Below are 23,774 nucleotides of genomic sequence, written 5' to 3' on the forward strand. Positions count from 1 at the left end.
CGGCCTAGCGACCGATTCGATTGCTGTATTGAATGCCCAGGGTGCTGCCGGCCTGACCGCCGCTGCCCTGGGGCGCGGACTGGTAGCCGGCGGTGAACGCCAGTTCGTCGTCGCCGAGCACTACCATGCCCAGGCCGACATTCAAACCGTAGTTGAATTCGCGCTCGGTCCACTGCCAGCCGACCAGGGTGTCCACCAGCCAGCTGTACTGGGGGTGGGTACGGTTGAGCGAACCGGGAATGCCGCGGCGCCAGCTGCTGCCGACATAGAGCTGGCCATAGCGATCCTGCAACAGCTGGGTGCCGCCCAGGGCCTCCAGGTCGGCCACGGTGACCTCGCCGTTCTCGCCACTGCCGGCCAGCGGCTGCAGGTAGCGGGTGACGCTGGCGGGCAGGGTGCTGCGCGCACTGTTCTGCTGGTAGGTGATGCCGCTGCGCACCTGCCAGGTGGGACCTTCGAAGAAGATCATGTGGCTCAGCTCCAGGTTGAAGGCGAAGCCGCTGCCCAGGGCATCGCCGTCCCGACTGGAATAGCGATTGTGCGCCGCCCGCCAGCTCAGCTGGTCGCGTGGCGTGAGGTTGTGGCGACCGGCCAGGCTGACGCTGTCGCGGCGGCCCAGGGCGCGCAGATAGCCGCTCTCGTCGGGTTGCCGGTGCCAGTCCAGGGCCGCTTCGATCTCGGTGTTGCCATCGATGCGCCAGGTGCGGGCGACGCCCAGGCCCAGGCGATTGCTGTCCGACCGCTGGCTGGCGTCGACGGTGGTTTCCAGACCGCCGTCGGCCAGGTTCTTCAGCACCTTGAGCAGCATCTGGTGTTCGTTGCCCAGGGCGTCGGACTTGAGGCCGCTGCTCTCCACGCGATTCTGCTTGAGCTGGACATCGACATAGACGTCATCGCTGAGTCGCCGGGCGGCGCGTACCTCGCTGCCCTGTTCAATCAGGCCGCCATAGTCGCGGCGCTCCCAGCCGGCCTGGACGCCATTGGGCGTGCGCTCGGCCTGTTCGGTGGCCTGGCGCAGCAGCTGCCGCTGGATGACCTCCGGTGGCTCGTCGCTGGCCGCCGTCAGGGCCGCGGCCTGGGCGTCGCCGGCATGGCCGAGGCGCTGCAGCACCTCGACGCGCTGCGCCGGATCCAGATCGCCGGCCGCCAGCAGCTTCTCCAGCTCGCCACGATTCTGCCGGCGCAGGACCTCCTGCAACTGCTCGTACTGGCGCACCTTCAGGCCACGACTCTTGGCCCAGGCCAGCCATTCACTCTTGAGGCCGTCGTCGTTGTTCTGGCTGAGCGCGTCGAGCCACTGGTCGAACCAGAGTTGCAGCATGCTCGGCGAGCCATCCTGCCAGGCGCGCGCCTGGGCCAGCGCCGCCTGGGGGCCGCGCAGGCTGGAGAGCAGCCGCAGGTAGGTGGCATAGCGCTCGGGGTGGCCGGCACCTCGTCGTTGGCCAGGTGCGGCGTGACGGCCTTGCGCAGTCGCAGCGCCGCGTCCTGGTGACCGGCGGCGTCCAGGGCATCGGCGTAGGCGGCCTGCACCAGCCAGTCCTGGGGGTGGGCGTCCAGGTAGCGGCGATACCAGCCGAGCGCCTCTTCCGCCTGGCCCAGCAGCACCAGGCCGCTGCCGAAGGGTAGCCAGAGCACGTCGCTGTCGCGGGCCCGGCCCTTCCAGTCGCGCAGCAGCGTCGCCAGCTCGGTCTGGCGATTCTGGTCGATGAGCAGCCACAGCAGCCGCTCGCGGAAGCGGTCGTCGTCCGGGAAGCGCTGCAAGGCCTTTCGATAGCCTTCTTCGGCCTGGACGACGCGACCACGCTGGAAGTCCAGCCCCGACCGCGCCAGCCAGACGGCGGGATTGTCGGCCGAGGCCGGCTCGCGCGCGGCACTGGCCAGCAGCCGCTCCAGCGCCGCCGTGTCCTTGAGTTGCTCGGCCCATTGCAGGGCGTCGGTCAGGCGCTTCTGGCTCTTGCTCTTTTCCCAGCTCTTTTCCAGCAGGGCCAGGGCCTTGCGCGGCGCCGTGCGCAGATAGATCGCCAGCAGCCGGTCCTCGTCGTTGGCGGCCAGGCCCTTGTCGCTCGCGGCCAGGCGTTCGAAGGCCAGCTGGGCCTCGCCGTCGCGCTCCAGTTCCCAGGCCAGCTCCGCCCGCAGGCGCCAGTAGTCGTCGCCCTGCCGCTGCTTGGCCGGCATGCCCTCGAGCACCTTCCAGGCCTCTTCGGGCTTGAACAACTCCCAGAGGGTGCCGGCCCAGCTCAGATACTCGGCGTTGGTCAGCGGGAATTTCTTGCCGAACGCTGCCCAGCCTGCGGCTTCGGCATCGCCCTGCTCGGTACGGGCCAGCAGTTGCTGCAGCCGCTCCCAGGCCAGGCGCTGCTTGGGCTGACGCCTAATGTAGTCGCGCAGCCAGCGCTCCTCGGCAGCGGGATCGCCCAGGGACTCGTAGGCGAAGATCAGCGCGTCCAGTTCGGTCTTGTCCAGCTGGCGCTGCCGCGACGCCTCGGCCAGCAACTCGACCACCGCATCGAAGCGAAACGCCCGGGCGGCTAGCTTCCAGGCGTGGTCGCGGCGGGCCGGATCGTCCTGGCGTGCCAGCAGGCGCAACCAGAGGTCGAGGGCTTCGTCCATATGCCCGGTCCATTCGCCCAGCTGGGCCAGTTCCGCGAGCAATTTCTCATCGTCCGGGCGCAGGGCCAGCAGCTGATGACCTTCGTTCCAGGCCCGTTCGGTGTCGCCGCGGCCCAGGGCCAGTCGGTAGGCGGCCTCCAGGGCGGCGGGATCGTCCGGTTGCCACTCGCGCCAGCGATCGATCAGCCGCTGGGCCAGATCCAGGCGCCCGCTGCCCTGGGCGGCGGCCACCCCGGCCTGCAGCCAGGCCAGACCGCTGGCATCGGCTTGCAGACGCGGCAGTTCCTGCTCCAGCAGGGCGGCGGCTTCGGCGCCCTGGCCGGCGGCGAGCCAGGCATCGAAGGCCTGGTGCCGGTAGCCCTGGCGCTGTTCGGCCGAATCGGCGAGATCGGCCAGGCGCAGATAGAGACGCGCGGCCTCCTGCTGACGGCCACCGGCCAGACTCCAGCGCGCCGCCTGTTCCAGCCACTGCTGGCGCCGCGGCGGATCACGCCGGGCCAGTTCGACGTAACGCTGCGCCGCCGTGGCCGGATCCGCCAGTTGCAGGGCGCGCTCGGCCACCCGTTGCAGCTGGGGCGTGCTCAGGGTCGCCACGTCCAGGGCGCTCAGGCGTTGCGCCAGGCGTTCGCGATCGGCGTCGGCCAGGCCTTGCGGCTGGGCCTCCGCCTGCAGGATGTCCATTTCCAGGGCGTAGAAGGGCGTCGAGGCCAGGGGCTCGGGCAGCAGTTGCAACTGACGCCGCGCCTCGTCGATGCGCCCCAGGGCGATCAACTGGTCGATCAGCTTCATGCGCAGCCCGGTATCGTCCGGCGTCGCCTTGAGCAGCACCTGCGCGTAGCTGATGGAGACCTGGTCGGCCGGCTCCTCGCCGGGCAGGAAGACCTGCTTGCCGTGAAAGGTCAGCACCAGCACCAGCGCGGTGAGGAGCGCGACCCCCAGCAGTGTCCAACCGCTCAGGAGCCGGGTTTTCTTAGCTGCAGACGATCTCACCGTCACTCACTTGTGTTAGCGGAAGTTTGAACGTCAGCAGTCCGGCCTGTCCTGACTGGCCCTTGTAGCGCTCGCGACCGACCCGTACCTCACAGGCCGAGGCCGCGCGCAGGGTCAGCTCCAGCGGAAATTGCCCGGCGAAGGCGAAGCGGATCCGCGTCGGCGACAGGTAGTCCCATTGCTGCAGCGGGATGTTGGCCTCTTCGAGAGCGGGGGTGGGATCGCGGCTGTCACGCAGGACCAGCCGCGCCTGATCGCCGGCCAGGTGGACATAGCGTCCCTGCGGCAGGTCGCGAACCCCGGCGATGCCCTTCGAGCGCTGCAGATCCGGCCAGCCCAGGCGCGGATCCAGGCGCAGGGTGCGCAGGCCGTCGAGGGCCTTGATCGACCAGCTGCCGTCGTCTTCCCGGGCCAGACTGGCGGTATAGAAGCCCCGCAGGCGACTCAGGTAGTCGCTCATCCACAGCGACAGCGGATGCTCGGCGGCCATGCCCTGGTAGATCTCTTCCATGACCTTGAGCGAAGCCTGCTTGGTGCCCGAGTAGAAGTGGTAGTAGAGATTCAGCCCGCGCAGCCGGCGGGGATGCTCGGTGCGCTCGAAGGTATAGAGCAGATCGCGAAAGCCGTAATAGGGACCACGCCAGAGATTGGTGTAGACGTTCTCGTTGATGATGGGCGCATAGAACTGCAGACCGCCCGGGGTGGGGCGGATGAAGGGGTACAGACCGCTCACCGAGGGCTGCGAGCGGGTGATGTGCGAGTTGCCGCCGTTCACGTTGAGCAGGCCGTTGTCGTAGGCGAGCTTGAGGGTCGCCACATCGGGTTGGGCGTCACCGGACCAGAACACCATCTTCACCGGCTTCTGCGGGGTGGTCAGGCGTTCATTGATATAGCGCGTCGAGCCCACGATCTCCCGGGTGAAATCCACCTTGTCGTAGCCGGGAATCTGCATCATGTAGCCGTACTGGGCTTCGAAGTTCTCGCTCTGCTCGGAGACCGCCGGTTGCCAGAAGAACGGATGGCTGAAGGTGTGGGTGGCCACCTCCACCTTGGGGTCGGCGAACAGGCGGCGGGCGATGGGCTCCAGTTGCGCGGTCAGCTCCGGATAGCGGCCCTTGGGGCCGACCTCGCCTTCGATGATCGAGGCCGAGGTCAGAAAGGGGTGCGGCTGGATGAACCGCTCCAGCACCACCTGGCCGGAAAAGGGCGCGCCCGGAATCTCCGCCTTGGACGCGAAGGCGTCGCCGTCGATGTGCACGGTGGCGATGCGCCGGCCGTTCTCCGTCGTCGGATCGGGTACCGGCAGGGGTGGCAGTTGCAGTGTCTTCGCCGTGAAGGCGAAGGGGTCGATGATCCAGCGACTGGCTTCGGGACCGTCTTCCATGACATAGGGGCCGAAGGCGAAGCCGCCCCAGGAGGCCACGCCCATGGGCACGAAGGTCCCGCCCGGACCGCTCAGGCTGACCACCGGTGTCGGCCCGCCGGGTAGCGTCTGCACGGCGGGCAGATCACGCGTCCGCAACTTGACCGGTGCCTCGAAGTTGCCGGCGAGGGCAGGGTCCGCCACCTTGAGGGTCAGGTTGTCGGGCAGCGGTTTGCGACTGACGCCCAGACCCAGCCGCTTGAGCAGGGCTTCGTTGTCCAGCGGCAGACCGCCGAGGATCAGCAGCGGCGTCTTTTCCTCCAGGCGCTGGCCGATCCAGTCGCTGAAATCCCGCGAATTGGGTGGCGGGCCACTGGTCATCCAGACCACCACCCCGGCATAAAGGGCGCCGGGCCAGGCCGCGGGCAGCGGCTTGGAGGCATCGAAATAGTCCAGGCGATAGCCCTGGTACTCCAGGGCGCTGCCCAGGAAGCGGTGCACCGCCGACTGGCGCAGGGCGCCTTCGCGACCATCGTAGAGCAGCGCCAGCCGGCGTGGCTGCAGGGCCACCGAACTGATGCCCAGGGTGTTGAGATCGGGGGTGGTGATATAGGGCACGTAGCCTTCGTCGCGCAGCCGCTTGGCCAGGCGCCGGGCTTCGTCGCGCTGCTCCGGCGGCAGGTACTCGATGGCGATGACGGGGATGCCGGCACTGCGCGCCGCCTCGATTCGCGGCTTCAGCCAGGCGCGGTCCTGCTCGCTGACCGGGCGATAGGTCTTCTTGGCGGCATCCCAGCCGGCATAGATGGATTCGACCGCCATGGCGGCGGCGACCCCGGGCAATTCGGGTTGCACCTCGAAGCCGCGATTGAAGAACAGCTTGAGCGACGGCTGGCGGCGGTGCAGGTCGGCCAGCAGGCTCTTGAGCGCCAGGCGCTGGCTTTCCCGCTGGTCTTCGGCCACCAGCTGGAAACTGTCGAGGGTATCGAGGAACAGCCCGGTGTAACCGGCCTTGGCCAGTTGGGCGGCGCGTTCGAGCAGATGGGCTCGCCAGACCGGCGACGCCAGGTTCATCACCTGGCTGCCCCAGGCCTTGTTGGCCACCGGGCTGGCACCGGCACTGAGGCCGGCCTTTTCCAGGGCCGCCGCATCGCCGGCGAATTCGCCAATGGACAGATAGGCGAAGGGTTGGGCTCCGGCCTCGTGCAGGGCGCGGACATCGGCGGCGCTGGCATGTCCGGGTTCGAGCACCACCCAGTCGAACTGCGCGAGTTCGGCTACCGGCGGTTTTTCCGCGTACCAGAACGCCACGCTGGCGGGCGCCGCCAGGGCCGTCCCCAAGAGAGACAGATAGCCCAGCAGCCCTACCGTCAGCCTGCGCCACCAACCGAAGCGGGACCTTGCTCTTGTTGCCTTGCCTGACGCCACACCCAGTCCTTAAACGTGCCCAACTTCGGTATCAGGTTAGCTACATTACGCAAAAGCGTGACGAAAAACTGCCTGTGCCAGGCCGAGCGGCAGCAATTATGGGGCTAATAGGTATCGAAATAATTAATCGGCGACGGGCGAGGCCGTCTAGGCAGCGGATTTCAGATTTTTTTGGCGGGGAAAATAGTGCAGAGATGCAGAGGGAGGGTGTAGCAGAACGTCAGAGGAATTACCGTCATGCGCGGCGGTAACCGGCATGACGGCAAGCGAGCGCTATTACTTGAAGCTGCTGTTCAGGCTGGCGCTGGAGGACAGGATGTTGGTGGAACCCAGCAGTTGGCTGACGAAGCGGTTCCAGCGGGTGATACCGGCCGGGCCAACGAAGACCACGTCCTGCGGCTGCAGATGGAAGTTCTGCGCCAGCACATAGGCGGTCGGGTTCTTGGCCGCCAGGTGGAAGACCTGGGCAGTGGCACCCGGCGCCTTCAGATCTTCCGGGCCACGGATGACGTAGACGGCATCGGCGTTGGCGGTTTCCTGCTGGATGCCGCCGGCCTGGCTCAGGGCTTCCATCAGGTTCAGGTTGGTGATCTTGTAGCTGACCGCTGCGGGCGAGCGGACTTCACCGACCACATAGACCTTGCGGGCATCGTTGTAGGGCAGGTGAATGCTGTCACCGTCCTTCAGGTAGATGCCGTACAGCTTGGAATCCTTGCGGTTCAGGCTGTCGGTATCCAGGCGGTATTCCTTGCCGTCGCGGACCAGGGTCACGCCGGTCAGATCGGCACCACCGGTGTTGGCCACGCCAACCTGGCCCAGGGCTTCCACCAGGGTGATGGGCTTGGTGGTCAGAGGAATGGCATCGCCCTTGTTCACCGCACCGGAGACGGTGACCTTCTGGCTGCCGAACTTCAGCACGCTGACGTCGATCTGGGGATTGTCGATGAAGGTGGCCAGACGGCGGGAGATATCGGTGCGGATCTCTTCTAGGGTCTTGCCGGCGGCGCGCACGGTGCCGACGTAGGGGTAGAACAGGGTGCCATCCGGACGTACCAGGCGACCGTTGGCTTCCAGCTGCTGCTGGGCGCCGGACGGAGCGGTCAGTTCGGGGTGATCCCAGACGGTGATGTAGAGCAGGTCGCTCGCACCGACGCGGTAAGCCTGCGGCTTGTAGTCCAGCAGGGGCTTGAGGTCGGGAGCCTTGGACAGGGCCGCGGAATCCTGGCTCATCAGCAGCGAGCTGGTGATCGGGATCAGCTGGACCTTGGTGCCCTGGATGCTCGGATCGCTCTTCAGGTCGTCCTGGTCCAGGTACTGACCCGGGGAGTAGGCACAACCCTGCAGGACGATGCCGGACAGCAAGGCCAGAGCGGTAAATTTGGTTTTCATGTCATTCGTCCTTGATTGCTGATTGAGTGTGAGCAAGAGGAATAAATCGGAAGGTATAAGCAACGAGCCGGTTATTCATGGTGTTCCTTCGCAAGACGCGGCGAGCCTCGACGGTGGACCAGGTTCCAGGTGACCCGTCTGTCCAGCGTACGAGAGAACTCGAGGTCTCAGCTTTTAGTTGTATGAGCACCTGAGTCTGCTGGTCTAGGACTGGCCTTTAGCCATCGAGTTCAGCGCCCCGGGAGCGGAAAAAGGTGACGCCGTTCGAAATCTGTCACATCTCCGCTAACGAGGTCCTATGACTTGGCAGTCATGTTTGTTCAGGTGTTTTTGCAGCAAGGCCGTCTGCGGCTTCTCCGTGCCGTTCTTGGGTTCGATGGCCAGAGGATAGTCGCCCCAGCCCGGACCGGCCGCCCAATAGGCGCTGGGTACGCACTGCTCGCCCAGATAGCTCAGCAGATTGTCCATGGCTTCCAGCCACTGTGGGTGTGCAGGTATCCCATATTCGCCAACGAAGCCGCGCAAATTGTGCTGTTTCAGCCATTCGATGAAGGGGCGGGTTCTTTCCACGCCGATCATGGGATGGACGCCCTTCATGCCCGAGGCGTAATTGCCGCTGGAATCGTCGTCGAAGTAGATATGGGCCTCATAGATGAGGTTGTCCGCCGGATCCTTGATCAGCAGGTCGCCATTCACCTGGGGCCAGCGCTGGGCACTGGACCAGCTGTCGCCGGCGATGAAGATCGGCGTCTTCATGTCGACGCTGCGGATGCTGTCCACGGCCGTCTGGGCCGCGCGGGGCCAGAGACCCTGGGTGTCATGGGGCTCATTCATGACATCGTAGCCGTACAGCGCCGGATGCTTCTGGAAGGTCAGGGCCAGGCGTTTCCAGGCATCGGCGTAGCTGGCGTAGGGCACTTGGGAAGAGCCGATCAGCTGACCGCGATAGCGCGCGTAGTTGTGCATGTCCAGGATCACGCGGATCCCGTACTTGTCGGCGAAATCCAGGGTGCGCTGCAGCAGCGCGACCTGGGCCTGGTCCAGTTCACCGCCCAGCTGGGGTTGCACCCGCTCCCAGAGGAAGGGAAAGCGGATGAAGCGGATGCCCTTGGCCGCGTAGCGGCGGAAGTAATCTTCGGTGGGGTAGAAGTAGTTGGTGCCTTCCACGCCTGGCAGGACCTGGCCGGCAAAGCCGGCGGCCGACATGTTGATGCCGATGAGGTCCACCTTGGCCGTCGCCGACTCGGGCTGAGCCTGGCCATAAAGCGCCGCGGACAACAAGACGGTGGCCAGCAGGCCACCACCGATACGACGTTTCACTCGTGACACGGACAGCACCTCTCGTGTATTGCGGAAATTCGTCTGGGCAGGGCTCCCTCAGGAGCTCTGCTGATAGACCGGCGCGGGTTGCAGCGGCGGTGTGCGCCGGGCGAAGTATTCCAGCGCCAGATAGTCCACGGTCACCCGGATGGTCCAGGCGATGGCGGCGCCCATGATGGAGAAATGCTGGATGCAGACCACCAGCAGACCCAGGTAGGGCAGCAGTTCGGCGAGATGGATCATCGCGGTGGTCCGCGAATGACCGCGGGCCTGGATCTTGGCGAAGGGAATCTGCGCCAGGGCGTTGAAGATGAAGCCCACCACCAGGATGCGCAGGATCTGCGCGGCATCGCCGCCGTACTCCGGGCCCATCCAGACGGTCATGATCCAGGGCGCCAGCGCCAGGATCGGCAGCACCATCGCCAGGCTGATCAGCAACAGGCCCCAGAAGGCCTTGTTGGCCTGGCGCGTAGCGTCCTCACTGCTCTTGCTCAGCAGCGGGAACACCACCCGGGCCACGGCATTGGGGATGATCAGCATCCGCGAGACCGCCTCGGCCGGGGCGGTGTAGAAGGACACGCGGCTGGCACCGACCATGTGCGACAGCACGAAGCGGTCGAAATAGACCATCAGCGGACTGATGATGTTGCTCACCGTCATCCAGCTGCCGAATTTCAACAGCTCCTTGAACACCTCGGCCTTGAAGGTCCGGATGCCTTCCGGGAAATCCTTGTGCAACGGCCAGTAGGCCAGCGCCATGGAGACCACCCGGGCCAGCACCAGGCCGATCACGGTGGCGGAAAAGCTCGGTTCGATCAGTACCGCGATCAGCGGCGCGATCGCCAGCAGACTGTTGGAGAAGGTCCGCAGGATATTGAATTCGCCGAAGCGCTCGTTGCCTTCCAGGTAGGCGAACCAGACCGTCGCCAGCAGGAAGGGCGGGACGCACAGGCTCAGCCAGCGAAAGCCGGCCACGGCATTGTCGAAATGCTCGGGCGAGACGTGCAGCAGACTCACCACCTTGCCCGCGCCGAACCACAGCAGCAGTGTCGCCAGCAGACTCAGGCCGATGACGGCGCCGGTGGCCGTGCCCATGACCAGCCGGTTGCGCTCCTTGTCGCCGTGGTGCATGGCGACGGCGCGGATCACCGCGCGCGACAGGCCGGCATCGAACAGGGTGGCATAGCCGACAATGGCGAAGGCTAGGGTGAACAGGCCGAATTGCTCGACACCGAGCAGGCGCGACAGCACACCCATGGTGGGCAGCGCGATGGCACTGGGAATGACGACACCCAGGATGTTCCAGGTGCTGTTTTTGATCATCGACATCGTGGGGGTGAAAACTCCTTGGGGCCGCCCGGCGGACACCGGGCGGCACGAGGGATCAGACCGGGCGAGCCAGCTGGCTGCTCGGGCGCGGGTAGGGACTGCTGACGTAGGTCTCCGGGACGGACGCGGAGCTGTAGTGGTGCAGCGCGCGCAGGGCCTGGATCACCATCAGGTAGCAGATGGTGGCCTGGAGGTACTCGAAGAAGCCGGCCAGCGGCCAGATCACCAGCTGGGCCAGGGTGGCGGTCACCACGAAGCCGGTATCGGGGTGCAGCATCTTGGCCCAGCGATAGTAGAGGAACAGCGACACCGGGATGATGATGAAGGCCAGGAAGCCGAAGCGGAACAGGGTGCCGAACACCCCGACATCGGAGAGGAAGAAGTACTCGCCGAAATAGGGGATGAAGCCGTTGTTCCACATCAGCGACAGCGAGCCACTCGGCAACCAGTGGTTCTGGCTGAGGTGGGAGAAGATGTAGCCGATGGTCTGCTCACGCACGCCATCGGTGGGACCGTCCTCCACCGACTGGGCATAGAAGTCCAGATTCAGCCCCAGCACCTTCATCAGGTCCGGGAAGATGAAGAAGGGCGACAGCAGCAGCGTAGAGACGCAGATCCAGACGATGGACTTGCTCTTCAGGCAGAACACGGTGAAAACCAGCGCCAGCACGATCAGCTGCCGGGTCTGGGTACCGAACACCAGGGTCAGCAGGAAGACCATGGCCAGCACGATGTGGACGGTCTTGCTGCGCGTCGAGCCATCGATCGGCGAGATGCCCTTGTTCCAGGTCTGGATGCAGTAGAAGTAGGCCAGGCACAGCGCCGGCGCACCGATGGAGGAACGGTCCGGGCGGTCGAAGGAGGACTGTTTGTCACGCAGGTCCGGCAGCACGCCGAACTTGAACATCCAGGCCATCACGGCGGCCAGCAGCGCGGTGATCAGCAGGGCCTTCTCGAATTGCGAGGCGGTCATGTTGCGACCGAGGAACATCAGGGTGGCGAAGCCGAAGCAGAACAGGATCCGCCGCTCCTCGATCAGCCCATAGATCAGCGGCTGGCCGTAGAACAGGAAGGAAAAGACCGCCGGCAACCCGATGAAGACCACCGACGAATAGACGGCGTAGGTCATCAGGATCTTGAATTCGCGCTGCTGGGTGCCAATGCTGGTCAGCAGGTAGAAGAAGGTGAAGGCCATGCAGATGGCCAGATACAGCTCGTTCAGATAGAGGATGCCGACCGGGTTGTGCGGGCTTTCGCCGAACACGTCCAGGTGCAGGATCAGCAACGGGATCAGGAGAACGAAGGAAACGGTACTTTTACGGAGAATGCTCATAGACCTACCCATCCAGACGGGACCACCGGACGGCTTGTCCGGTGGTCATCTTCCTTGCGGCTGAGAACGCTGCGAGGCAGCCACTCAGGTGCGTCGACTGCTGCGTTCCTTGAGATAGATGGGCAGGATGCTCAACGCATCGTGCACGTAACGCTTGGCCAGCCGTTTGGGCTCCGAGCACAGCCGGTGCAGCCATTCCAGCCTGGCTTTCTGCATCCAGCGCGGTGCGCGCTTGACGGTGCCCACGGCGAACAGGATGGACGCGCCGATACACAGGCCGACACCGGTACGCTTGCTGCTGTCGATCTGCCGCGCGAGCTTTTCCTGACGCGGCGCCCCTACGGCATAGAGGATGAACTCCGACGGATTCTGCATCACGAAGTCGACGCATTTCTGCGTCTCCAGCGGATCGTTGATGAAGCCCATCGGCGGGTTGTAGTGCGTCAGCTGGATGTGTGGATACATCCGGCGCAACTTGCCGACGTCATCCTCGCTGGAACCGATCAGCACCACCGACAGGCGCTCGTCGTTGGCCTTGCGCAGGATGCTCAGGGTCAGATCGCTGCCGGTGATGACCTCGGGCACGGCGACGCCCAGCGACTTGAGGATGGGCATCAGGATCCGGCTGTCGCAGATGCGCTTGCCGGCGCGCTGATAGGACTCGCGCATGTCGGCATTGCTCTGCAGCTGCACGACATGGTCGATGTTCGGCGTGACGATGTAGCTGTAGGGCCGATGGATGTCCTGGCTGATCGAGTTCAGCAACTCGTCCTTGGTACCGGTGAAGAAGTCGATACCAAAGGCTTGGGTGCGTAGGTTAGACATGCATCGTCGCTCCCTTGAAGGCGCCCTTGACGCCGGACCAGGCCAGTTTCGGATTCTTGAATTCCTTGAGCACGGTGATGCCGGACAGCAACACGGCGGAGACCAGTGCGTAGGGGGTACCGTGGAACTTGCGATTGAAACGGGTGGCCGCGCGGTTGCGGAAGTAGTGATAGAAGGCGCTACGTCCACCCGAGCTCATGGAGCCGTAATGATAGAGCTGGCTCTCGGGCGAAACCTTAAGGGCGACGCCCTTGCGCTTGGCCTGGTGCTGCCAGTCCACCTCTTCGGAGTACATGAAGTAGGCTTCGTCCATGAATCCGATCTCGGTCAGCAGGCTGGCGCAGAAAGCCATGCTGCACCCCATGATGTAGTCGGGTTCACGGTCCAGCTTGGAGATCTCGCTGACCTCGATGTCCTTGCCCAGCAGCTTGGACTTGCCCAGCAGCGGATAGAGGATGCCGCCGCCGTAGCACTCCAGGCGACCGGTCTGGGAGCTCAGGATCACCGAGCCGACGATGGTCTTGGGCGCGCGCTGCAGTTCGGCCAGCAATGGCGCGAAGGCATCGTCCTTGACGTAGGCGTCGTTGTTGACGACCCAGAAATGCTTGACCGCCAGATTGTCCAGCGCCCAGCGCATGCCGTAGTTGTTGCCACCGGCATAGCCGTCGTTGCGCGGACTGGCGAGCACGGTGACCTGGCTCAGGCCGTTTTCGGCCTGCCAGCGTTGCAGGACGTCGATGGAGCCGTCCTGGGAATCGTTGTCCACCACCACCGTGTGATCGATGGACGGGCAGTGCTTGAGGATGCTCTCCACACAACTGATGGTTTCGTTGGGGGCCTTGTAGTTGAGCACCATGACTACGTTCATTGGCGTGTTCCTATTCTTCAGAATCATCAATCCGGTACAGCGTCGAGATCCAAGGCTGCCAAGCGTGGCCGGGTTCAGGAGCGAACCCTTCGAAATCGCTGTGTGAGGTAGTTTCTTGTTCGATGCGCCTGTACGAATACTGCCGCGATCCCTGAAGGGATTGGCTGGACGGCGCTCAGGCCGTCCAGCCGGGGTCGTGCATCAGCTCTTGGCGTCCTGCTCGTAGGAGTAGTGGTAGTTGCCATAGGAGCCGTAGTTACTGGCCTTGCGTTCGACGGCGTTGAAGATCACGCCCTTGAGCGGAATGCCGTTGAGGTCGAAGCGGCGCTTGGTCGCCTCAAGCTCCTTGACACTGTTCACGCCGAAACGTGCGACGATCAGGCTGGTACCGGCATGACTGCCGATGATGCCGGCCTCGGTCACCGCCAGGATCGGCGGGGTGTCGATGATCACGATGTCGTACAGCTCGCTGAATTTCTTCAGCACGGTGGTGAAGCGAAGGCTCATCAGCAGTTCCGACGGATTCGGCGGGAACTGGCCGCAGGAGACGAAATCCAGGCTGCCGACTTCGGTCTTCTTGATGGCGTCGTTCAGGGCGATGCGGCCACTCAGCAGATCGGACAGGCCGTCCTGCTGCTTGGTGTTCATCAGCTTGTGCAGATAGCCCTTGCGCATGTCGCCGTCGATCAGCAGGACGCGCTGGCCGGACTCGGCGATCACCGCGGCCAGGTTCGAGGACACGAAGGACTTGCCGACGCCCGGGCTGGGACCGGAGATCATCAGGATGTTGTTCTTGGCCTCGATCATGGCGAAGTGCAGGCTGGTACGCAGGCTGCGCAGCGCCTCGGTGCTCAGATCGGTCGGATGGGTGATGGCGGTCAGCGAGGATTCGCCCGGCTGCTTGGTGCCCAGTACCTTGGTGGTGTCCGCCTGGTTCTTGCTGTAGGGGATCGAGGCGTAGACCGGCAGACCGATCTGCTCGATGGCTTCCGGAGTCTCGACACCGCGACGCAGGGTATGACGGGTGTAGACGATGGCCAGGCCGACGATGCCGCCGAGGATGATGGCGACGGCGATGATCAGCGGCTTGTTGGGCGCGGACGGATCGTCGACGTTGGCGTTGGCGTTGTCGATGATGCGGACGCTGCCCACGGTACCGGCGCGAATGACTTCCAGTTCCTGAGCCTTGTTCAGCATCAGCGCATAGGTCTGGCCGGTCACCTCGATGTCGCGGTTCAGACGCAGCAGTTCCTGCTGGGTTTCCGGCAGCACTTCGACGCGCTTCTGCAGCTTGGCGCGCTCGGCCTGGAGTTGGCCCAGCTGGCTCATCAGCGCCTGGTAGGCCGGGTGCTGGCGAGTGAACTTGCGATCCATCTCGGTGCGCTTCAGGTTCAGCTCGGAGATCTGGTTGTCCAGGGCAACGGTCTGTTCCAGGACACCCTTGGTCTCGCTGTCGATATCGACCGACTTCTTGTTGGTCTGGTAGTAGTTCAGCGCGGACTGGGCCTTTTCCAGGTCGGATTTCACGACCGGGATCTGGGCACGCAGGAATTCCAGACTCTGGGTGGACTCGGCGGCGTTGCGATCGATGTTCTGCTGTACGTAGATGTCCGCGACTTCCTGGACGATGGCCTGGGCCTTCAGCGGATCCGCGTCCTGCAGACCGACACCGATGATGCCCGACATCTTGCCGCGCTCACCGGCGACGATGCGACCCTGGTATTCCTGGATGGTCTTGGAAAAACGCTTCTTCATGATGGTGAATTCGGTGCCAGGGCGAGCCTGCAGCGTAGTCACCTTGATCTGGTACCCGGCATTGCTCACCGGCTGGCCGAGGCCACCGTGCAGTACCACTTCGTCGTCGGCATTGAAGACGGTGAAGTTCTGGTTGTCCTCGACCTTCAGCTTCATCGGCTTGTCGAGGTTGCTGTCCGGTACTTCCAGCTGGTCGATGACCAACTTCTCGCCGCCCCAGGCAAAGCTGTTCAGGCCGAGCAGGGGAGAGGCGACGTCAGTTTCATTCTGCGGATCGAAACGACGCGCGACGAAGTTGCCGATCAGCGGGAAGTAGCGCGGCTTGACCTCGATATCCAGCTTGAGGTTCTCGATCGCCTTGCCGATCACGGAGCGCGACTTGAGCAGCTCGATCTCGGTCACCGCCTCGGGCATGGGCGGCGGCATGCCGGTGGACTGATCGGTCAGTCGGGTAACGCCCTTCTTCTCCATTTCGATCTGGATCATGGCGTTGGACGAATACATCGGCGTGGCCAGGATGGCATAGCCGATACCGAGCGCAGCGAAAATGCCGATTACCGACAAGAGTTGCCATTTGTAATCGATCAACATACCGAAGAGTGCGGAGAAGTTGATATCCGACTCATTCTTAACTTCGGGAGTAAAGCGAGGCATCGTGGTCATGAAATTCCTTCTTCCCTATTTGATGTATGGAAGCCAACTGTCTACACAGCGCGTCAAAAGTATTTGGACATTTTGAAACATCTCTTTAGAAAGGCGATAAGGGTCTGGTACTTCTTGATTGCTCAACCATTTCCCGATCAGAAAAACCTTACCCCTGACTTCAGGAGCAATACTTTCGACGGAGCGTGAGTGGAACTCTTCCATGGTCAAAATCAAATCCGCCTTGCGCAGCATCTCTGCATCCGCCTGGCGAGCTTTGTGGGTCGTGAAATCGATGCCGTTCTCCCGTAGTAGTACCTCCTGAGCGGTCTTCTCGATGCCGTGGCCGACCAGCGCCCTGATGCCGGCCGAGCCGACCTGGACGTCACGGCCTTCCAGGGCCTTGGCCAGTAGTGCTTCTGCGACCGGGCTACGGCAGATGTTCCCTTCGCATACAACCAATATCGACTTGATCATTCTTCAAAACCTTCCTGTTGTCCGGACAACAGGTATCGACGGCAGATAGCCCAGCAATCCCCTTGGGAGTTGCTCGCTGCCGATGTAATTAGAGTCAGGAGTCCAGGCTCCAGATCGTCGTGCTGAGCAGTGGGGCCAGCGGCCCCGGCCAGACTCAGTATGCGTTCTTATTGATGAAGCCTTTGAACAGCGTGAGGAAGATGATCTTGACGTCCCACCAGAAGGACCAGTGGTGGATATAGTCCAGATCGAACTCGACGCGTTTCTGCATCTTGTCCAGGGTGTCGGTCTCGCCGCGCCAGCCGTTGACCTGAGCCCAGCCGGTAATGCCGGGCTTCATCTTGTGGCGGAGCATGTAACCCTGCACCAGCTTGCGGTACTGCTCGTTGTGAGCGACGGCATGGGGGCGGGGACCGACGATGGACATTTCGCCGCGGAGTACATTAATGAATTGAGGCAATTCATCGAGAGACGTACGTCGTAAAAATGCACCAAACGGGGTGATGCGGGAGTCATTCTTGGTGGCCTGGGTGACCTTGGCGCCGTTTTCCATGACCTTCATGCTGCGGAATTTCCACACTTCGATCGGCTTGCCGTCCATGCCGTAGCGCTTCTGCTTGAAGAAGATCGGACCGGGCGAGGTGATCTTGATGCCGATGGCGATGGCCAGCATGGGCAGGGAGATCATGGCGAGGATGATCGAAGCCAGCACGATGTCCTCGATACGTTTGACGATATGGCTGGCGCCATCCATCGGGGTATCGAAGATGCTGATGCTGGGCAGGCCGTCCAGGCTTTCGCTGCGGGCGTGCAGCAGGTGGAACATGAAGATGTCCGGGATGATGTACACCGAAGCCGTGGTATCGCTCAGCTCCTGGACCAGCCAGTTGATCTTGCTCTGATCGGCCATGCCCAGGGTGATGTAGACCTTGTCGACCAGGCCGGAGCGGACGTCCTGCATGAGTTGGTCGAGGCCGCCATTCAGCGCAGGGCTGGGCACGCCTTCCTCACCGGTATCCTGGTTGTCGCTATAGAAGCCGGCAATGCGCAGGCCCATCCAGGGCGCCGTGCTGATGGTGTGCGCCAGGCGCTGGGCAACCATGCCGTTGCCGGCGATGGCGACATTGCGGGTATTGATGCCAGCCTTGCGCAGGGAATGCATGATCGAGCGCAGCAGCACGCGATAGCCGCACAGGGTGCCCAGCGTCAGACCCAGCCAGCCCTGCATCACGCCAGGCGTCAGATAGGACTGATCGAAGAAGAAGTAGTCCACCATGAACACGGTCGCGAAGGTCAGCACCCAGTAGGTGGCGATCTTGAGCAGTTCATCGGTGATGCGCTCGCCGCGCCAGGAACCATAGACGTGGTTCAGCTCGGTGAGGAAGTGGAAGATCAGCAAGGACAGGAAGATGACGACCCAATGCTCGGGACGCATGCCGGTGTCCGACGCCCAGGTGCCTGCCACGTAGGCGCTCAGCGTGATCACGGCGAGATCGAGCAGGCGGTGTGCGAGCGAGATTGCCGAGGAATTCGTATGCAAAATGCCGCGTTCTTTCAAATTCATGGTTCCATCCTTGTGCGTATACCGTGCACGAACTTTCAACTGGGCGAGGCAGCTACCAGCGTATGAAATGTTCACTATGGCGCTCTAGGACCGATGACTGACCACCGATCGCTAAATGCCATGATGGCTGTAGCGACGTTAGGACTCGGCACTGATTAAGAGGTTCACACGGTAGAAAGGCCGGACGACGCTGTCGAGTTGCCCCAAATCAGGGCAAATAGCACGCCAGTCGGTCTGCGACGGGGGGAGGGAAGTGAAGAAGGGCGGAGTGCGTCACAACGCGGGCGGACGGCTGGCACACTTCTCTCGCATCAGGGTGCGATGAGTGGCTTGCCCGGGCAGCGGGAGGGGGTAAAACGTTCCGTCGGACTTTAATGCGGGATGCGGAAGTTGTGAGCTGGTTCGCCAAACAATGAGACAGCCAGACCGGTCAGGTCGGGTGTAGGCCAGTCCCTGGCCTGAAACACGCCTCAATGGCGATGGTGGGACTGAAAACTCAGGGGGGAATTGACGGGGAGGCTGGAGATCTTGGAATGCCAGGCTGAGTTTCTCGTGTTGTCGTGCGAGAACAGCAGGAACGACCAGCTGACAAGGAGGGAGGCCACCGCAAGCCAGGGCAGCTGGGCTTGGGCGAAGACGAGGCAACCGGCAACGCCGGTCCAAACGGGCAGGTAGTAGCGCATTTTTGTTATTCCTGCTTTTTTTGCGAGATTGCAACCTAACTATTGTGCAGACTTTGTGAGAAGTCCATCACCAAAAGGTATTTTTTACACTCCTCCGCTCAGATTCCGACAAACGTGCAGGGTAGAGCGGCTGTAGGCCTATACCAAGCGGCGTTTTTCCGCGGTCAGCAGCAGGTTTCGCGGTGTCAGACTGGCGGGACAGAAGGTCCCCAACCTCACACTGTAACCTTGCTCCTGTAGGAACAGCGCCTGGTCCAGCACCAGCCAGAGCTCCAGAGGACGCCGAAACAGACCGGGCAGCAGTTCGAGATTACGAACTTCTGCCAGCCGCTGGAAGCCCCGTTGTTCCCAGAGGGGCCAGTCGATCCCGGTGGGCAGCCGCAATCCCTTGCGCCGCGCCAGTTCCGCACCGAAGGCCGAGAAGGGCTGGCGCAGCCAGTGGCTGGGCAGCGGCGGCGTATTCAGATAGGTATCGCAGCCCCTGATCTCGCGCTGCAGGAGATCGAATCCCAGCCGGCGGGCCATGGACAGGTCTCTGTCCCGCCGCACCCGCTGCCCGCCGGTGACGGTTTCACAGAGGGCCAGGCGCAGGGCTTCCCGGTCCAGCCGCAGCGCCGAGGCCTTGGCCGGCACCGACAGCGGACCATATGCCGCGGCGGCGATGCGGTCATAGCAGCAGGGCGCCAGGGCCAGCTGCTGGCAGCCCCGTTCCGCGGCCACCCTGAGCAGCTGGACGTGCAGGTCGCCGCAGGCGTGCAGAGCGACGGGGGTGTCGCGACTGCCGAGCGGTGCTCCTGCAAGCGGCTGGAGCACATCGGCCTGATAATGGTGCACCGGGGTTCGAGCCCGGTGGCTGAGCCTTTCGCCCTCCTCGACGAGAGCCGCATCGACCTCCAGGCAGACGGCCGGCGCACCCTGATGGGTCAGGTGCCTGGCGAGGTGGCCCTTGCCCGCACACCAGTCGACCCAGCGCTGTACGGGTTGCTGAAAGTCCAGCGTGCGGGCGAAGGCTTCTATCTGCAGCCATTTGCGTCCGGGCACGTCGACTTCCTGCCTGCCAGGCCGATCGCGACCGGGCTGCGCCTGGCGCTCCTCGACCTGACCCAGCGCCAGCGAGGTGGCGGCCAGCGAGCGGAAGGGTTCAGGTGCTTCCAGCAGCTGGGGAGTATTATGGGCCGCCTCGGCCGCTTCCAGACTGCGGGCCCGCAGCCAGCGGGCCAGATCCGGATGGCTCGATTCCCAGGCCAGTTCGCGTTCGACGAAGGGTCTGGGCCGCCACAGGTGCTGATGCCGGGTCAGAAAGAGATCCAGGGCGGTGAAGCGGTCTAGCAAGTCGGCGGCAAGCATGATGGCATTAGGCAATGACGGGATTGGCAGGAAGGCAGGGCCTGGCCACTATTGTCACTTCGCCCAGGCAGACTTGGGTATCGAAATTTCCGGCGCCCGGCTGCGCCAGCTGAGCCTTGCTCGACGACATTCGGACCCTGGCTTCCGGTAGCTGAAGCGCGTGAGGCCGAGCGGTGACCGTGAGTCAGCTTGATGAATCGATTTATCTCAAAGCCGGACATCTGGTCGTGTCACCACTACTTGTCGCGCTAACATTGTCTGTTCGGTATATCCCAGAAGGAAAATCCTATGAAGCCAACCTCCCCGCACAAGCTGCGTCTAGCGTTCAGATCCCTGCTGAAATCGGACAGTTGCTACCACACGGCGTCCGTCTTCGATCCCATGTCGGCGCGCATCGCCAATGATCTCGGTTTCGAAATGGGCATCCTTGGCGGGTCGGTGGCTTCCCTGCAGGTGCTGGCCGCGCCGGACTTCGCCCTGATCACCCTGAGCGAGTTCGTCGAGCAGGCCACGCGCATCGGTCGGGTCGCCCGGCTGCCCATCATCGCCGACGCCGATCATGGCTACGGCAATGCGCTGAACGTGATGCGCACCATCACCGAGCTCGAACGCGCCGGGGTGGCTGCCCTGACCATCGAGGACACCGTGCTGCCGGCCGGCTATGGCCGCAAGTCCACCGACCTGGTGAGCGTCGAGGAAGGCATCGGCAAGATCAAGGGCGCGCTGGAAGCCCGTATCGACGAAGCCCTGAGCATCTTTGCCCGGACCAATGCCACCGAATTGAGCACCGCGGAAGTCATCTCCCGCACCAAGGCCTACGAGGCCGCAGGCGCGGACGGTATCTGCATGGTCGGCATCCGCGATTTCGCGCACCTGGAAGAGATCACCCAGCACCTGAGCGTGCCGGTGATGCTGGTGACCTACGGCAATCCCCAGTTGCGTGACAACGCCCGCCTGGCCAAGGCCGGGGTGCGGGTCGTGGTGAACGGCCATGCCGCCTACTTCGCGGCGATCAAGGCGACCTATGATTGCCTCAGGGAGCAGCGCGACATCACCGCGTCCGACCTGTCCGCATCGGAACTCTCCACCAAGTACTCGACACTGCAGGAGTATCGAGTCTGGGCGCGGGAATTCATGGACGTGAAGGAGTAACCATCAGGCCGTGCTCAGCGAACTCGGCTGCAGGCCCTTGCTGGGAAAGGGCGTCACGATGTCCAGATCCAGGTCGGCGGGCAGGTGCAGGGCGGCGATCCGGGCTTCGACGAAGGCGCGCATTTCCTGACGGAAGCGCTTGGTGGCGAAGCGCTCGGCGTTCTGCCGGCACGCCTGCTGGCTGATCGGTGTTTCCAGGGCCTCGAACTGGCGCACGGCGGCGCATAGCGAGGCAGCGGTCTGCTCCGGATAGAAGACGCCGGTCGGCTGTTGCGTATCCAGGCCGCGCACGGTTTCCAGGACGCCACCCCGGCCATAGGCGATGACGGGGGTACCGCAGGCCTGGGCTTCGATGGGGGTGATGCCGAAATCTTCCTCGGCGGCAAAGACGAAGGCCCGCGCCCGGCGCATGTGATCCAGCAGGCAGTCGAAATCCTGGTAGCCCAGCATGGTGACGTTGGGGCCGGCGACTTCCTTGGCCTTCTCGAATTCGGGGCCGGCGCCGATCACCACCAGCTTCTTGTCGGGCATCGAGCTGAAGGCTTCGACGATCATGGGCATGCGCTTGTAGGGCACCATGCGCGAGGCCGTGAGATAGAAGTCCTCCTTGCCGCCGCTCGGGGTGAAGCGACTGATGTCGACCGGCGGATAGATGACCTTGGCTTCGCGGCGATAGGCCTTGCTGATGCGCCGGGCGATGAAGTGGGAATTGGCGACGAAGGCGTCCACGCCAGCGGCGGTGCGCTGATCCCAGATGCGGACGTAGTGCAGGATGACGCGCGCCAGCTTGCCCTTGAGGCCACGGTCGAGACCGGCTTCCTTGAGGTACTGGTGCTGCAGGTCCCAGGCGTAGCGGATGGGCGAGTGGACGTAGCTGATGTGCAGCTGGTCCGGACCGGTCAGGACGCCCTTGGCCACCGCATGGCTGCTGGAAATGATCAGGTCGTAGCCGGACAGGTCGAGTTGCTCGATGGCGTGCGGCATCAGCGGCAGGTAGGTCTGATAGCGCTTCTTGGCCTGGGGCAGGCGCTGGATGAAGGTGGTGGTCGCCTGCTTGCCCTGCAATTGCGCCCGATCCTCGTCCGAGAGGAAGTCGATCACGCTGAACAGGTCCGCCTCCGGCCAGATGTCGAGCAGTTCGGCAAGCACGCGTTCGGCGCCAGCAAAGGTTACCAACCAATCGTGAACGATGGCGATTTTCATGTCGTCTTCCTTAAGCGTGAAATGAAATCAAGTGCTGGTGCTGATTCATGGAATGCGGGTCTTTCTGGTCACTGCATATCCCCAGGGCAGCCGGGTGATCTCGATGCTGTCCGAAGGGCTGTCGAGCTCGTGCAACTTGATGGTTGGGCTTTGTGCAAAGACGGTGTCTGTTGCAGGCGTTTCGCAAGCAGCGGCGTTATCCGGACATTCCGCGGTCGCTGCCGCGGTGTCGTCCGAGCCGCCTTGCAGTAGGTGGCATTCAGCGACCTGAAGGACGCGCCCGGACGTTCTCGTGTCGTTGTCGAGCGTCAGGGGTACCGAGGAGCGGCTCTGGCCTGCCATGGCGTTGCTTGTCTCTTCCATGAGTTCTTGATCGCTGAATTATTGTTCTGTGGTCGTTTCAGGCGGCCCTGGCCGTGGTCTTCGAGGAGCTCGCCAGGGCGCTGTCCAGCAGGTCGGAGACCTTGCTGGCCGAGGTCTGCCAGTTGAAGCGCTGGATGTTGGCCAGGCCCTTGGCGCGGAGCGCCTCCCTGAGCGGTGCGTCCTGCAGGATGGTGCGCATCGCCTGGGTGATGCTGGCCGTCTCGTAGGGGTCGAAATAGAGGACGCTGTCCTGCAGCACTTCCGGCATGGAGGCGGTATTGGCCGAGATCACCGGGCAGCCGCAGGCCTGGGCTTCGAGGGGCGGGATGCCGAACCCCTCGTAGAGCGACGGAAAGACGAAGGCGGTGGCCTGGCGATACTGGCGCGCCAGTTCGGCATCGTCGATGCGGCCGAGCAGCTTGACCCGCGGATCCCTGGCGGCCAGGGTCGCCAGATCGCTCTGGCCGAACACGGCGTGGCTGTCGCCGACGATACGCAATTCGACCTTGAGGTCCCGCGGCAGGGCGGCGAAGGCTTCCAGCATCCGCGAGAAGTTCTTGTGGTAGCTGGGCGAGGACACCGCCAGCAGATAGGGGGTATCGGCGCTGTCGATTCGCGGCGCCAGGGTGAAGGCGTCGGCGACGGCATTGGGTACGACCGTGATCGAGTCGCTCGGGTAGCGATAGAAGCGCGAGATCTCGTCCCGGGAGAATTCACTCACGGTGATCAGGGCATTCGAGCGCTTGAGCAGCATGGGGATCAGGCAGCGGTACGAGGTGCGGAATTTCCACGAGTAACTCTCGGGAAAGCGCACGTAGTTGATGTCGTGGTGGGTGGCGATCTGGTTGGTATAGAGCAGCGGCGCCGTGCTGCACAGCGACAGCAGCAGGGGGCTGCCCTGGCTCTTCAGCCAGTTCGGCAGGTCCCATTGCTCCCAGCGCTGGCCCTGGCGGGTGCCGATGATCTCGATGTTCAGCCGCTTGGCCACGTCGGGCCTGACGACGCCGGGCGGCGCGACGAAGCGCAGGTCGGATCGCAGCTTCGCCAGCTCCAGCGAGATGCATTCCGCGAAGCGCTGGACGCCGCGAAGATCCTGGGTGATGAAGCGGGAATTGACGATGATCATGATTCTG

18 protein-coding genes are annotated in these 23,774 nt (G+C 63.5%); 1 reads left to right on the forward strand and 17 read right to left on the reverse strand.

The genetic code is table 11. From position 1 onward, the window contains the following. Positions 1 to 4: 4 nt before the first annotated feature. The 14 genes from BGI51_RS23400 to BGI51_RS08585 all read right to left on the reverse strand — a co-directional run bounded on the left by BGI51_RS23400 (position 5) and on the right by BGI51_RS08585 (position 19,923). The gene (locus BGI51_RS23400; protein ID WP_252977240.1) at positions 5 to 1,321 is read right to left on the reverse strand and encodes a hypothetical protein; all 1,317 of its coding nucleotides are present in this window, start codon (positions 1,319 to 1,321) and stop codon (positions 5 to 7) included. Continuing rightward, positions 1,219 to 3,600, reverse strand: coding sequence for a tetratricopeptide repeat protein (locus BGI51_RS08525; RefSeq protein ID WP_252977241.1), 2,382 nt, complete (start codon positions 3,598 to 3,600; stop codon positions 1,219 to 1,221). The genes BGI51_RS23400 and BGI51_RS08525 overlap by 103 nt, the downstream gene beginning before the upstream one ends. After that, complete coding sequence (locus tag BGI51_RS08530; protein WP_252977286.1) at positions 3,581 to 6,337, reverse strand: bifunctional glycoside hydrolase 114/ polysaccharide deacetylase family protein; 2,757 nt, start codon at positions 6,335 to 6,337, stop codon at positions 3,581 to 3,583. Before BGI51_RS08530 ends, BGI51_RS08525 begins: the two co-directional genes overlap by 20 nt. A gap of 330 nt (positions 6,338 to 6,667) precedes the next feature. Beyond that, positions 6,668 to 7,780, reverse strand: a complete 1,113-nt coding sequence (locus BGI51_RS08535) for a polysaccharide biosynthesis/export family protein (RefSeq protein ID WP_133860417.1) — start codon at positions 7,778 to 7,780, stop codon at positions 6,668 to 6,670. 285 nt (positions 7,781 to 8,065) lie between these two features. After that, a complete protein-coding gene (locus BGI51_RS08540; RefSeq protein ID WP_133860606.1) occupies positions 8,066 to 9,100 on the reverse strand; it encodes a glycoside hydrolase family 5 protein in 1,035 nt (344 codons plus the stop codon). A gap of 57 nt (positions 9,101 to 9,157) precedes the next feature. Further along, the gene (locus BGI51_RS08545) at positions 9,158 to 10,429 is read right to left on the reverse strand and encodes a flippase (RefSeq protein WP_252977242.1); all 1,272 of its coding nucleotides are present in this window, start codon (positions 10,427 to 10,429) and stop codon (positions 9,158 to 9,160) included. Between the two features lie 55 nt (positions 10,430 to 10,484). After that, on the reverse strand, positions 10,485 to 11,762 hold the full coding sequence (locus BGI51_RS08550) for a hypothetical protein (protein ID WP_187980880.1): 1,278 nt from the start codon (positions 11,760 to 11,762) through the stop codon (positions 10,485 to 10,487). A gap of 84 nt (positions 11,763 to 11,846) precedes the next feature. Next, the gene (locus tag BGI51_RS08555; protein ID WP_187980881.1) at positions 11,847 to 12,587 is read right to left on the reverse strand and encodes a WecB/TagA/CpsF family glycosyltransferase; all 741 of its coding nucleotides are present in this window, start codon (positions 12,585 to 12,587) and stop codon (positions 11,847 to 11,849) included. Continuing rightward, a complete protein-coding gene (locus tag BGI51_RS08560) occupies positions 12,580 to 13,455 on the reverse strand; it encodes a glycosyltransferase family 2 protein (RefSeq protein ID WP_133860420.1) in 876 nt (291 codons plus the stop codon). Before BGI51_RS08560 ends, BGI51_RS08555 begins: the two co-directional genes overlap by 8 nt. 201 nt (positions 13,456 to 13,656) lie before the next feature. Continuing rightward, the gene (locus BGI51_RS08565) at positions 13,657 to 15,873 is read right to left on the reverse strand and encodes a polysaccharide biosynthesis tyrosine autokinase (RefSeq protein WP_133860421.1); all 2,217 of its coding nucleotides are present in this window, start codon (positions 15,871 to 15,873) and stop codon (positions 13,657 to 13,659) included. Positions 15,874 to 15,888: 15 nt separating this feature from the next. After that, positions 15,889 to 16,329, reverse strand: coding sequence for a low molecular weight protein-tyrosine-phosphatase (locus tag BGI51_RS08570; protein WP_133860422.1), 441 nt, complete (start codon positions 16,327 to 16,329; stop codon positions 15,889 to 15,891). Positions 16,330 to 16,483: 154 nt separating this feature from the next. Beyond that, positions 16,484 to 17,893 carry an undecaprenyl-phosphate glucose phosphotransferase gene (locus tag BGI51_RS08575; RefSeq protein ID WP_133860423.1) on the reverse strand — a complete coding sequence of 470 codons (1,410 nt, stop codon included), beginning with the start codon at positions 17,891 to 17,893 and terminating at the stop codon, positions 16,484 to 16,486. A 470-nt stretch (positions 17,894 to 18,363) separates the two neighbouring features. Then, positions 18,364 to 18,576: a hypothetical protein gene (locus tag BGI51_RS08580; protein WP_133860424.1), complete on the reverse strand. Its 213-nt coding sequence runs from the start codon at positions 18,574 to 18,576 to the stop codon at positions 18,364 to 18,366. A gap of 138 nt (positions 18,577 to 18,714) precedes the next feature. After that, positions 18,715 to 19,923: a methyltransferase gene (locus BGI51_RS08585; protein WP_187980882.1), complete on the reverse strand. Its 1,209-nt coding sequence runs from the start codon at positions 19,921 to 19,923 to the stop codon at positions 18,715 to 18,717. 288 nt (positions 19,924 to 20,211) lie between these two features. On the opposite strand from BGI51_RS08585, the gene BGI51_RS08590 reads away from it, so the two are divergent. Then, positions 20,212 to 21,075: an isocitrate lyase/PEP mutase family protein gene (locus BGI51_RS08590; RefSeq protein ID WP_133860426.1), complete on the forward strand. Its 864-nt coding sequence runs from the start codon at positions 20,212 to 20,214 to the stop codon at positions 21,073 to 21,075. A gap of 3 nt (positions 21,076 to 21,078) precedes the next feature. On the opposite strand, the gene BGI51_RS08595 is transcribed toward BGI51_RS08590, so the two are convergent. The 3 genes from BGI51_RS08595 to BGI51_RS08605 are packed head-to-tail and all read right to left on the reverse strand — an operon-like array spanning position 21,079 to position 23,767. Then, on the reverse strand, positions 21,079 to 22,278 hold the full coding sequence (locus BGI51_RS08595) for a glycosyltransferase family 4 protein (RefSeq protein WP_187980883.1): 1,200 nt from the start codon (positions 22,276 to 22,278) through the stop codon (positions 21,079 to 21,081). 45 nt (positions 22,279 to 22,323) lie between these two features. Next, positions 22,324 to 22,641 carry a hypothetical protein gene (locus BGI51_RS08600; protein WP_187980884.1) on the reverse strand — a complete coding sequence of 106 codons (318 nt, stop codon included), beginning with the start codon at positions 22,639 to 22,641 and terminating at the stop codon, positions 22,324 to 22,326. A 37-nt stretch (positions 22,642 to 22,678) separates the two neighbouring features. Continuing rightward, entirely contained in the window at positions 22,679 to 23,767 is a 1,089-nt protein-coding gene (locus tag BGI51_RS08605; protein WP_133860429.1) for a glycosyltransferase family 4 protein, read from the reverse strand. Positions 23,768 to 23,774 lie beyond the last annotated feature (7 nt).

It is taken from the genome of Pseudomonas oryzihabitans, from assembly GCF_014522265.1.
GTDB lineage: Bacteria > Pseudomonadota > Gammaproteobacteria > Pseudomonadales > Pseudomonadaceae > Chryseomonas > Chryseomonas aestiva.

Coding starts and splice junctions, on each gene's coding strand:
- BGI51_RS08555 (WP_187980881.1), bottom strand. CDS start 12,587: ATGTCTAACCTACGCACCCAAGCCTTTGGTATCGACTTCTTCACCGGT.
- BGI51_RS23400 (WP_252977240.1), bottom strand. CDS start 1,321: ATGCTGCAACTCTGGTTCGACCAGTGGCTCGACGCGCTCAGCCAGAAC.
- BGI51_RS08535 (WP_133860417.1), bottom strand. CDS start 7,780: ATGAAAACCAAATTTACCGCTCTGGCCTTGCTGTCCGGCATCGTCCTG.
- BGI51_RS08570 (WP_133860422.1), bottom strand. CDS start 16,329: ATGATCAAGTCGATATTGGTTGTATGCGAAGGGAACATCTGCCGTAGC.
- BGI51_RS08545 (WP_252977242.1), bottom strand. CDS start 10,429: ATGTCGATGATCAAAAACAGCACCTGGAACATCCTGGGTGTCGTCATT.
- BGI51_RS08550 (WP_187980880.1), bottom strand. CDS start 11,762: ATGAGCATTCTCCGTAAAAGTACCGTTTCCTTCGTTCTCCTGATCCCG.
- BGI51_RS08590 (WP_133860426.1), top strand. CDS start 20,212: ATGAAGCCAACCTCCCCGCACAAGCTGCGTCTAGCGTTCAGATCCCTG.
- BGI51_RS08560 (WP_133860420.1), bottom strand. CDS start 13,455: ATGAACGTAGTCATGGTGCTCAACTACAAGGCCCCCAACGAAACCATC.
- BGI51_RS08575 (WP_133860423.1), bottom strand. CDS start 17,893: ATGAATTTGAAAGAACGCGGCATTTTGCATACGAATTCCTCGGCAATC.
- BGI51_RS08565 (WP_133860421.1), bottom strand. CDS start 15,873: ATGACCACGATGCCTCGCTTTACTCCCGAAGTTAAGAATGAGTCGGAT.
- BGI51_RS08580 (WP_133860424.1), bottom strand. CDS start 18,576: ATGCGCTACTACCTGCCCGTTTGGACCGGCGTTGCCGGTTGCCTCGTC.
- BGI51_RS08585 (WP_187980882.1), bottom strand. CDS start 19,923: ATGCTTGCCGCCGACTTGCTAGACCGCTTCACCGCCCTGGATCTCTTT.
- BGI51_RS08600 (WP_187980884.1), bottom strand. CDS start 22,641: ATGGAAGAGACAAGCAACGCCATGGCAGGCCAGAGCCGCTCCTCGGTA.
- BGI51_RS08605 (WP_133860429.1), bottom strand. CDS start 23,767: ATGATCATCGTCAATTCCCGCTTCATCACCCAGGATCTTCGCGGCGTC.
- BGI51_RS08595 (WP_187980883.1), bottom strand. CDS start 22,278: ATGAAAATCGCCATCGTTCACGATTGGTTGGTAACCTTTGCTGGCGCC.